This window comes from Bacteroidia bacterium (assembly GCA_025056095.1).
Classification (GTDB): Bacteria; Bacteroidota; Bacteroidia; order JANWVE01; family JANWVE01; genus JANWVE01.
In genome coordinates this window covers 1-10,263 of sequence record JANWVW010000100.1, presented here as the reverse complement: position 1 = coordinate 10,263, position 10,263 = coordinate 1, and the positions used below count along the sequence as shown (strand labels likewise).

The 10,263-nt window shown below is 37.5% G+C and carries 9 protein-coding genes; 3 read left to right on the top strand and 6 right to left on the bottom strand.

What is annotated here, in order from left to right; genetic code table 11:
- Positions 1 to 180 precede the first annotated feature (180 nt).
- Together NZ519_08435 and kdsA are read right to left on the bottom strand one after the other, a co-directional pair.
- Positions 181 to 2,520 carry a DNA translocase FtsK 4TM domain-containing protein gene (locus NZ519_08435; GenBank protein MCS7028778.1) on the bottom strand — a complete coding sequence of 780 codons (2,340 nt, stop codon included), beginning with the start codon at positions 2,518 to 2,520 and terminating at the stop codon, positions 181 to 183.
- A gap of 54 nt (positions 2,521 to 2,574) precedes the next feature.
- Positions 2,575 to 3,420, bottom strand: a complete 846-nt coding sequence (gene kdsA / locus NZ519_08430; protein ID MCS7028777.1) for a 3-deoxy-8-phosphooctulonate synthase — start codon at positions 3,418 to 3,420, stop codon at positions 2,575 to 2,577.
- A gap of 101 nt (positions 3,421 to 3,521) precedes the next feature.
- Here kdsA and NZ519_08425 point away from each other — a divergent pair, with 101 nt between their 5' ends.
- Positions 3,522 to 4,475, top strand: a complete 954-nt coding sequence (locus tag NZ519_08425; protein ID MCS7028776.1) for an isopenicillin N synthase family oxygenase — start codon at positions 3,522 to 3,524, stop codon at positions 4,473 to 4,475.
- Positions 4,476 to 4,564: 89 nt separating this feature from the next.
- Here the strand turns inward: NZ519_08425 and NZ519_08420 are convergent, their stop codons facing one another.
- Both NZ519_08420 and NZ519_08415 read right to left on the bottom strand, forming a co-directional pair.
- Complete coding sequence (locus NZ519_08420; protein MCS7028775.1) at positions 4,565 to 6,103, bottom strand: aldehyde dehydrogenase family protein; 1,539 nt, start codon at positions 6,101 to 6,103, stop codon at positions 4,565 to 4,567.
- A gap of 169 nt (positions 6,104 to 6,272) precedes the next feature.
- On the bottom strand, positions 6,273 to 6,548 hold the full coding sequence (locus NZ519_08415; protein MCS7028774.1) for a hypothetical protein: 276 nt from the start codon (positions 6,546 to 6,548) through the stop codon (positions 6,273 to 6,275).
- On the opposite strand from NZ519_08415, the gene NZ519_08410 reads away from it, so the two are divergent.
- The gene (locus tag NZ519_08410) at positions 6,510 to 6,632 is read left to right on the top strand and encodes a hypothetical protein (protein ID MCS7028773.1); all 123 of its coding nucleotides are present in this window, start codon (positions 6,510 to 6,512) and stop codon (positions 6,630 to 6,632) included. The genes NZ519_08415 and NZ519_08410 overlap by 39 nt on opposite strands.
- On the opposite strand, the gene NZ519_08405 is transcribed toward NZ519_08410, so the two are convergent.
- Positions 6,624 to 7,373: a segregation/condensation protein A gene (locus tag NZ519_08405; GenBank protein ID MCS7028772.1), complete on the bottom strand. Its 750-nt coding sequence runs from the start codon at positions 7,371 to 7,373 to the stop codon at positions 6,624 to 6,626. The genes NZ519_08410 and NZ519_08405 overlap by 9 nt on opposite strands.
- A 147-nt stretch (positions 7,374 to 7,520) precedes the next feature.
- On the opposite strand from NZ519_08405, the gene NZ519_08400 reads away from it, so the two are divergent.
- Positions 7,521 to 8,672, top strand: a complete 1,152-nt coding sequence (locus tag NZ519_08400; GenBank protein MCS7028771.1) for a LegC family aminotransferase — start codon at positions 7,521 to 7,523, stop codon at positions 8,670 to 8,672.
- On the opposite strand, the gene NZ519_08395 is transcribed toward NZ519_08400, so the two are convergent.
- A complete protein-coding gene (locus NZ519_08395) occupies positions 8,669 to 9,952 on the bottom strand; it encodes a DUF2851 family protein (GenBank protein MCS7028770.1) in 1,284 nt (427 codons plus the stop codon). The genes NZ519_08400 and NZ519_08395 overlap by 4 nt on opposite strands.
- Between the last annotated feature and the right edge of the window lie 311 nt (positions 9,953 to 10,263).

Below are 10,263 nucleotides of genomic sequence, written 5' to 3'. Positions count from 1 at the left end.
GTTTCAGAGATCCCTTGCGTGAGGCATGCGAAGGGTGGGCGTTAGCCCAGTGCGTAGCGAAGCGAAGCACCGAAGCGTTAGCGTAGCCCGTAGCACGCCGACCTTGTGGGCATGAGCGTAGCGAAACGCCCACAAGGACACGCCCAAAAGAAAAAATAAAAAAGTTTAATTTTTTGAAATTTATGCAATAGCATACAATTTATCTAAAACAGTTTTCATGGAGGATTCATTGTCAATCAAGACATTACGTGTGCCATCTGAATTGGGGCTACTTACTACCTTGATTTTCTCTAAATACTGCAACAACCTACTTGCCCTTTGCTCGGTTAATCGCAGCCTTTTTTGAATAAAGGACACCTCGCAGTTTTGAGCTTGTACTATCAAAGTAATAGCATCTACCACCAAAGAAAGCGGAAGTCCGTCAGGAATGCGAAAATCTACATTAGTCCAATCCATGTCATGAGAAGAAGTTTTCGTGCTGTTTTCTTTGAAGGTAGCAGATTGTTCAGGTAGCCAATATACTTCCTCTAACTCCTCCGACCTTTGACTTTTTATGTTCTGGTTAATGTTGGTTATCTCACTATCGTAGACCTTCGGACATTCTAAACGTATCATTTGATTAGCTACGCAAAGTAAAACATCACTGTCATCTAAAAGTAGAGATGCATAAGGTTGTCCAATAATCTGCTCTGAAAACAAGGCATCGGTTTTGTGTAGCAGAATTGTAGAAAAATACTTCTTTATGTGAGGAGGAAGCAAATAACAGTGCTTAGCTTCAACGGATATAACTATATGAATACCTGCAGCATGGGCATCTTGCAAAATGGCATGCAATAGATTTTCAGTTTCTGGCTTTGCATCTTTGATGCTTGTCCAATTGTAGATACATACAATTAGGTAAGGGATAATGTTGTCATACTTTTCATTGTATTCTTCAATATTCTTACAATGTTTGGATTGTAGTTTAGTGATTCGGTGAGTTATCTCATCTAGCAGGGATTGTAAAACTTGTGAAGCTTTATCAGAGGTGTTAGCAATAGGCGTATCGCTATTTTTTAGCATGGCAAAGAATTGCCATTGGATAGGAGTATACTGTGTGAATTCAGTAGTTTGAGTGTCTATAAAGACAAATTTAATCTGTTGTGGCGTTTTAGAAAGTAGGCAAGATACTATCAAAGCGTGGAAATTGCGTTCTACTTGACTGTTATTACCAATGAAAAGCAAGTGCTGATGTTTGGCTAAATCTACTACTAAGGGTAGGTTATCTTCACTTATTCCCAAAGCAATAGGTAAAACTTGACTGCTCTGCAAAAAAGAGGAAGTATTAGCGACATTGTTGAAATTAATTTTAGCTCGTTTTTCATTCGGTATTTGAATAATAATTGGGGCATCTTTTGCACTTGTGGAAACTTGAACTATCGCATTTTCATCTAAAAATAACTTTTGAATATCTGCTTTTTTTTGTAAAATGTCCGAAAGAGGTATGCTGGGTTCGGGATAAAGTTCAAATTTAGTAATGGATGGGGCAATAATGTACTGCACGTCCACTATTTTCAAGCTCAAACTTTCTAATACTTTGATAATTTTAATCACTTTTGAGTTTATTTCTGACTGTGTAACGTGATTTTCTCCAAGAATAGCACTATGAAGTACCATGACAGAGGGTTTTTGATATCCCTTATGAGTAGTAGGGGGAATGATAACATTATTATGCACATCCGAAGTAGTATTTTTCATGCGTGGGTTAATTCCATTTGAAGAAAGCGCATCTTTTCGGTTAGTTTGAGTTTCGTCTGTTTTTTGTTTTGTATTTTTATCGGTATCTTTTACAAACTGAAATACAGTCTTCATTACAAGCTTAAAGTCCACATTGAAAAATAAGAATATACCTAAAATGAGCAACCAAAGCACAATAGCCCCTGCATTACCTACACTTCTTATAATAGCCGTGTTAAGGGCTTTGCCTAAACCTCCCCCCAGCTCAAACCACTGATGAGTAGTAATATACAAAACACAACTCAAAAAACAGGATAGCCAAAACGCTGCAAAAAGGACATACTTAAAAAGATTTACATTGAATCCTGTCCATATTCGTAATCGTTTTATTCCAAAGTAAATACAGTACAAAGCAAATAAGAAACTACTATATCCAAACCACTCACGAATAAAATAATAAGCTAACACTGCACCCATTATGCCTAGCCAATTTTCTGCATATTCTCTAAAAGGGGTAATACCTAAAATTCTTAATAAACCTGCATTTTGGGCGATATTTTGGTCTGCTTTACCTGTTCCATAGATATGTGAGATAAATGCTACAAATAGAAATCCTCCCACGAAAGTAGAGAGTATACCTATGAGCATTCTAATTTGATACTTGTTGAGAAAGTCCAATACAGGGCTTTTAGATTCTACTGCATTGCGCTCGGGGCGATCTTGTGGCTTATTTTCTATATTCAGGGGTGTGTTAGCATTCTTATTTTCGGGCTTAATGTAGGTATTTCTATATTTTTTTGTCATTGGCATTGATTAAATAATATGCTTTCAGTTGCAAATTAACAAAAAACGAAAAAACTACACTGTAATTTTTTCCTCATATTTTTTGACCACAGCATGTAATTCTAACAAAGGTTTTAGAAATTCCTCTAATTGAGATAAAGGTAATTGACTAGCAGCATCGCATAAGGCTTCAGCAGGACAAGGATGTGTTTCTATAAACAATCCATCAATTCCTGATGCAACGCCTGCCCTGGCTAATGTTCCTAAAAACTCTCTATTCCCTCCCTTAGGGTCTGCGCTTGGAATACCATACCTGCGAATAGAATGCGTTACATCAAAAACAACAGGATACCCAATTTGATTAAGATGATAAAAGCTCCTTGGATCAACTACCAAATCATTATATCCAAATGTATAACCTCTTTCTGTAAGGATAATTTTGGTGTTTCCTGACTGCTCACATTTTTGAACAGGTTTAATCATGTTATCAGGTGCTAAAAATTGCCCATGCTTCAAGTTAATTACTTTACCTGTTTTGGCTGCTGCTACGGTCAAAGTAGTCTGCATGCATAAATATGCTGGGATTTGAATAACATCTAAAACTTCTGCTGCAGCATCAACTTGTTCAGGATAATGTACATCAGAAAGTACAGGTATATCAAAAGTTTGTTTTATTTTTTGTAGGAGTTTTAATCCTTTTTCTAATCCAGGACCTTGATAGTACTCTAAACTACTGCGATTGTCTTTTTGAAATGATGACTTGAAAATAAGGGGAATATCTAGTTTTTCACTAATCTTTTTCAAACTTTCCGCAGTCTGCATCATCAAAGGCTCACTTTCTATCACACAAGGACCTGATATAAGAAACAACTTATCCGCTCCACAAGCAATATTACCTACTTGTACAATTTTTTTAGCCATATTACAAAATTACAAAACTTGATGTTATTTGCTGTAAAAAGTTCTGATGATTATTTACAATAATTTTGTAGAGAGCACAAGTCTTTTTAATATTGCTTTGTATGAAAACAGTTCCAAATGTGGATCTTGCTGATTTTCTAAGTGGAGATCCGCAAAGAAAGCAAAAATTCGTAGAAGAGATAGGAAATGCCTATCGCGAAGTAGGTTTTGTTACAGTAACCAACCACGGCATTGATCAAGAACTAATCAAAAAGTTATACGAGCAAGTCATTGCCTTTTTCAATTTACCGCTTGAAGTAAAAAAGAAATATGAAATAGAAGCGCTAGCAGGGCAGAGAGGATACACTTCATTTGGTAGAGAACATGCCAAAAACTCCACAGTTCCTGACTTAAAAGAATTTTACCATGTTGGACAAGAAGTAACAGATGATGACCCCATTAAAAACGAATATCCTGCTAATATTTTTCCTGATGAAGAGCTACCTGAATTTAGAACAGTAACTTTATCTATTTACCGTCAGTTTGAAAATACTGGGCGATATATACTTAGAGCACTAGCACTATACCTTAAACTAGATGAGTTTTACTTTGACAAGCACATTCATAACGGCAATAGTATTCTTAGACCTATTCATTATCCACCTATTGAAGGGGATATTCCTGAGGGTGCAGTGCGGGCAGCAGCTCATGAAGACATTAACTTAATTACTTTACTCATTGGAGCCTCAGCCGAAGGATTAGAAGTGCTTACTCGTTCAGGAGAGTGGATACCTGTAACAGTTTTACCTAACCAGATTGTAGTTAATGCAGGGGATATGTTGCAGCGGTTATCTAATAATGTTATTCGTTCTACAACACACAGAGTAGTTAATCCACCCAAGGAGCTGCTCAAAACTTCGCGGTATTCTATTCCTTTCTTTTTACATCCTCGTTCAGATATGGATTTGAGTTGTTTACCTCATTGCATTACACCTGATAATCCCAAGCAATATCCTGATATTACAGCAGGTGAATATCTTAATGAACGATTGGTAGAGTTAGGGCTTAAAAAGTAGCATATCAAAGTTTGTATTTTAAGGGATACATTTTTGGGCGACCTGCTACGCAGGTCGCCCAAACCTTCAAAAGACTTTTTCAAAATAACTTATATATCAAATTTAATTCCCTGCGCAAGAGGTAATGAAGTACCCCAATTGATCGTATTAGTTTGTCTGCGCATGTAAGCTTTCCAACTATCTGAACCTGATTCTCGCCCTCCACCTGTTTCTTTTTCACCTCCAAAAGCACCCCCAATTTCCGCTCCCGAAGTACCAATATTCACATTGGCAATTCCACAATCTGAACCTACATGACTTAAAAACAACTCTACTTCACGTAAATTGAGAGAAAAAATAGCAGAAGATAAACCTTGTCTTACCCCATTTTGAATAGCAATAGCTTCCTCTATGGTTTGATATTTGAGCAAATATAAAATGGGTGCAAAAGTTTCTTCTTGTACAGTTGGATAGTGATTTTCAGCTTCAACCAATGCAGGTCTGACGTAAGTTCCTGTTTCATAGCCTTTTCCTGTAAGTACTTCACCGCCGTATATTAACTTACCTCCTTCTTTTTGAACATTTTCAAGTGCTTTCTGCATATTTTCAACGGCTTGTTTATCAATCAAAGGTCCTACTAAAATTCCTTCTTCAAGGGGATTTCCAATCGGAAGTTGTTGATAAACTTTGATAAGTCTTTGCTTAACCTCTTCGTAAATACTTTCGTGGATAATCAACCTACGTGTGCTAGTGCATCGTTGTCCTGCGGTACCTACAGCTCCAAATACTACCGCCCTGATAGCCATATCTAAATCTGCGTGTGGAGTAATAATTACTGCATTATTTCCACCGAGTTCTAATAAACTTCTGCCTAATCGTTCAGCTACGGCTTTGCCCACGGCTATTCCCATACGTGTAGAACCTGTGGCAGAGATTAAAGGTATTCTTCGGTCTTTTGCCATGATATCGCCTATTTGTCTATTTCCGATGATAAGGTTAAATATACCTTCGGGAAGGTTGTTTTTAAGCAGTACCTCTTTGAGGATATTTTGAACAGCAATAGCTGACAAAGGCACTTTAATAGAAGGTTTCCATACGCATACATTTCCGCACACTGCGGCTATCATAGCATTCCAGGACCAAACCGCCACGGGAAAATTAAAAGCAGAAATAATTCCTACTATTCCCAAAGGGTGCCATTGTTCATACATTCTGTGTTGAGGTCGTTCAGAGTGCATGGTCAATCCATACAGTTGGCGAGATAAGCCTACGGCAAAATCACATATATCTATCATTTCCTGCACTTCGCCTAAACCTTCTTGGTAAATTTTTCCCATTTCATAGCTAACTAAGTAACCTAAATCCTCTTTGTATTCACGAAATTTATCACCTATTTGTCGTATAATTTCTCCTCTTTTGGGTGCAGGAACTATGCGCCAGTATTCAAAAGCTTTTTGAGCTGTTTGAATGATGTATTCATAATCTTGTACAGAGCAAGTATTAACCGCTGCTATGCGCTCTCCATCCACAGGGGATTTGATGACGATAGGTTCTGCATTATTATCGTGTGCCCAATTAACACCTGTGCTAGCTGCGGCGTTAATTTCTTCAATGCCCAATCGGTGTAAAACTTGTTTGATGTTTTTCATAGCGCTTGCAATTTAATAAGAATTGTTAGTATAAATGTGTTTTTAGTTACACTGTGGTAAAAAAGTCAAAATTTCTGCTTCAATTTTGGATTACTGTATTAGTTTTCAAAAGAAAATTTGATTTTTTTGGGCGTGCCCCTTGCTGACGCAAGGGTCGGGGCATTCCGCACTACGCTTCGCTTCGGTGCTTCGCTAACGCTACGCACTGCCTAACGGCATGCTCCATGCCCCTCACGCAGATGACCTGTGCCATTATGTCTTTACCTTGTTTAAGCCTGAAGTACAAGCACTTACAAGCTAAAATTTTGCATAAGATGCAGAGAAATGGATTTTTCAGAGATTCGTTGCGTGAGGCATGCGGAGGGTGGGCGTTAGCCCAGTGCGGAGCACAGCGTAGCACCGAAGCGTGAGCGTAGCCCGAAGCACGCCGACCTTGCCCACACAAGCACAGCGAAGTGTGGGCAAGGGCACGCCCAAAAAATTAAAATTTAACCTTCCTTGCAAAATAGTCCTAACATACCTAGCTTGAAATATTCGCAGGCGATTTCATAATCCAAAAGTTATTGTAGCCCTCTCCTACAATGAGCTCAATTTTCTGCTCTTGTGCCAACTGCAAAATGGCTAAAAATGTAAATAAGACAAAAAAACGATTAGAATTGATGCTGATAATCTGCACAAAAGAAAGCTTTTGATATTGACCCAACTGAGCATTGAGAAACTCTATTTGAGTTTCAATAGTATAGGGGTACTGCTCTATCGTATGCGGCACAATGTTTTTCTGCAAATGATGCTTTTCTAACAACCTTTTGTAAGTTTTTAGTAAAGTGTACAAATTAACAGGAAGTAGCTCCTCTTCGGGGGTAATTGTATTTTTTAAAAACTCTTGCTCCTTTTGAACAAAACCTCGGCTGAATTGCTCTAAACGAATACTTTCTAAAAGTTGAAGTTCCGCAACCGCTACTTTGTAACGCTTGTATTCCAATATGCGATTGACTAACTCTTCACGGGGATCTACTTTTTCACCTTTTTCATTTACGTTCAATCTTGGAATAAGCATCTTTGCTTTGATAGACATAAGCGTAGCCGCTACAATCATAAACTCGGCTGCTAGCTCTATATCCTTTCGTTCCATTTCTTGAATGTAGGCTAAAAAGTCGTTAGTCAGTTTATGAATCGGAATGTCATAAATATCTAACTCATCTCTCTCTATAAAAAAAAGCAGTAAGTCAAAAGGACCTTCAAAGACAGGTAGAGAGATTTTATAGTTCATACTTATGCAAAGATAAAGCAATAAGTTTTTGGACTACTTGCCAATAACTGAAATGCTAATACTTCGTTCTTTCTGATAAGCAGTCAGAGGGTAGTATTTTCAAGATTGGATATCTGTATGTGAATAAGGTTTAATTTTGTACAAGTTATGATTTATTTAGCTCGCCCTAATTTATCAGGTAGAGAATGGGAATATGTAAAAAAGTGCTTAGATGAAAATTGGATATCGGTAGCAGGCGAATTCGTTCCACAGTTTGAGCAAAAAATAGCCGAATACTGCCAAGTAAAATACGCTGTGGCAACTTCATCGGGTACGGCAGCACTGCACATTGCTATGAGAGTTTTAGACATAGGTCCACAAGATGCGGTTATAGTACCTACGCTTACTTTTGTAGCCACAGTTAATGCTATTTGTTATACAGGGGCTTCACCAATTTTTATGGATGTTTGCTCTGAGACTTGGCAAATGAATATTGAGCTAGTGGAAAATTATTTATCTCATCACACTTACTACAAAAGCGGCTTTTACTATGATAAGACTACGCACAAAAAAATTAAAGCTATTTTGCCTGTCCATGTATTAGGTAATATGCCTGACATGAAAAGTATTGAAAGAATAGCTCAAAAATACAATTTAATAGTTATCGAAGACGCCGCAGAAGCTTTGGGCAGTAGTTATTTTAACCATAAAGCAGGAAGTTTAGGTAAAGTGGGTATTTTTAGTTTCAATGGTAATAAAATTGTTACTACAGGTGGAGGAGGCATGCTGCTTACCGAAGACTACGAAATTGCTAAACATGCAAGACACTTAATCCACCAAGCTAAAATCAACGGGCGAGAATATATTCACGATGAAATAGGCTATAACTATCGGTTATTAAACATATTAGCTGCCATTGGCTTGGCACAGTTAGAGCAGCTGCCTTTTTTTCTTGAAAAGAAAAAGCAAATTTTCGGGTTTTATTGCCAAGAGTTGAAAGAAATAGGGTTTATACCTTTCTCTCTTACGCAGGGGGTCGAATGCAATTATTGGCTATCTACTTTTATTATTCCCTCTAATGTAGATAAAGAAAACCTGTTAGACTTTTTATATCAAAATGGGATAGAAGCACGCAGCTTTTGGAAACCTATGCATACGCTTCCTATGTTTTCGCGTTTTAAGTATTTTACTTATGAAAATGTAGCACAGTACATTTATCAGAGAGCGATTAGCTTACCTTCTAGTACAGACATTGACTTGCAAGATCTGCAAAAAGTGGTTAGTAAGATAAAAGAGTTTGTAGATATATGCGTGGATTAGCTTAGTATATTTTGCCCTATGGGACAAGAGAGACATTTTTTGTGTTCGCAATAATTTTTGTATAAATGTATCCAAACTTGGGTGTCGTGGGCTTGCTTTAAAGATACGCCTAAATTTTTCCACTTTTGAGTAATGTGATTTTCTTCGGGTTCTATTTCTCGGTATAAATTCAATATGCTTTGGGCTTTGAAAGGGTGGTGATATTGATAGTACAGAAATTGAACAGGTAAAATAGTGTTGATAAGCATAATGTTAATTGCAGTTTTACCTAAGGTTTTAACCTTTGGTTGCGAAATTTTTTCAAAGGTGTAATGTGTGTCCCAAAAAGTGTGGGAAGTAGATATTTTTTCAAAAGTTTCGTGCCATTCTTTTACACTTTTAATCTGAAAGCCATTTTGAATAAGATGAGAATGGCGATGAAGTATTTTAGCAATTATCATTAAGCGAATGGTTGGAAAATTAGCAGGGCGTATGCCTCCCCATTGTAAGGGGTACAGACTTATTGCACTAAGTGTGTGCTTATTTTTTAGAAGCTCCCACTTTTGTTTAAGATTCAAGTAGTACGGTTCTTGTATCTTTTGGTGCTCTAATAAACCTGCCACGCCAAATAAAAGGGCTTCTAGGTCTTCCAAGTTTCGTTGATATTTGAGGATGAGTTTGAAGGGTAATTTTTGAGCAATCTCTTTGAAAGACTCTACATTTTTTTCATAACCAAAACCTTGTATAAAGGCTATCCAGAACGTATTTTGCCAGTCTAAATAAGACTGATGCTGTTGATAAAATTGTTGGCTTTTTTCTATCAAGCGTTCCATGAGTAGAACTTCGTTATGGTCATTAGGTAGGTAGGAAGGGTCAAATAATTTTTCACAAGGGATAAAAGAATAGCTTTTTTGCATTTGTTGGTAGGTTTGGATAAGTGAATCTCGGACATACTTTTTAAGGTTGAGAGTAGGTACAAAAGTATTATCAGCACGATAAATAGGAGGTATTTTGTGGTTTTCTTCAAATATTACGTGTAAAATGACGTTATTATACTTTGGGTTAAGGTGGTGCTTGTGAAGTTCCCAGTTTTGTTGCAAAACGTCAATTTCTACGCTTCCTGCCCACAGATAACCATTTATACGTATGCGTGCATCTAAAAAATCTGGACCTTCTGCGGAATTAGTGCGCCCTACTTCCACAATTTCAATAGGCTGATTATCTTCGGTAAGCAGTTGAGAGGTATCAAATTTTTTGTGTTTCCAAATGTACGCCAAAAGAGTTTCAGAAATTTGACTCATAGTTTGTTTTGCATAGCAGTAAAGCAATTTACTAAAAAAACAAGGTTAAAAAATTTAATTTGTAGGATACGCAGAGGACAAACACAACATAAAAACTCATTCTTTTGTAGCTTATGCAAAGTTTTAGTTTGTAAAAGGTTGTGTTTCAGCCTTAAACAAGGTAAAGACATGACTTACCAAGGTAAACTGCGTGAGGCATGCGAAGGGCAAGCCGTCAGGCTTGGTGCGAAGCGAAGCGCAGCACCGAAGCGTCAGCGCAGCCCGTAGCACGCCGACCTTGCCCACACAAGCGCAGCGAAGTGTGGGCAAGG

Coding starts and splice junctions, on each gene's coding strand:
- NZ519_08395 (MCS7028770.1), bottom strand. CDS start 9,952: ATGAGTCAAATTTCTGAAACTCTTTTGGCGTACATTTGGAAACACAAA.
- NZ519_08420 (MCS7028775.1), bottom strand. CDS start 6,103: ATGAAAAACATCAAACAAGTTTTACACCGATTGGGCATTGAAGAAATT.
- NZ519_08405 (MCS7028772.1), bottom strand. CDS start 7,373: ATGAACTATAAAATCTCTCTACCTGTCTTTGAAGGTCCTTTTGACTTA.
- NZ519_08435 (MCS7028778.1), bottom strand. CDS start 2,520: ATGACAAAAAAATATAGAAATACCTACATTAAGCCCGAAAATAAGAAT.
- NZ519_08425 (MCS7028776.1), top strand. CDS start 3,522: ATGAAAACAGTTCCAAATGTGGATCTTGCTGATTTTCTAAGTGGAGAT.
- kdsA (MCS7028777.1), bottom strand. CDS start 3,420: ATGGCTAAAAAAATTGTACAAGTAGGTAATATTGCTTGTGGAGCGGAT.
- NZ519_08400 (MCS7028771.1), top strand. CDS start 7,521: ATGATTTATTTAGCTCGCCCTAATTTATCAGGTAGAGAATGGGAATAT.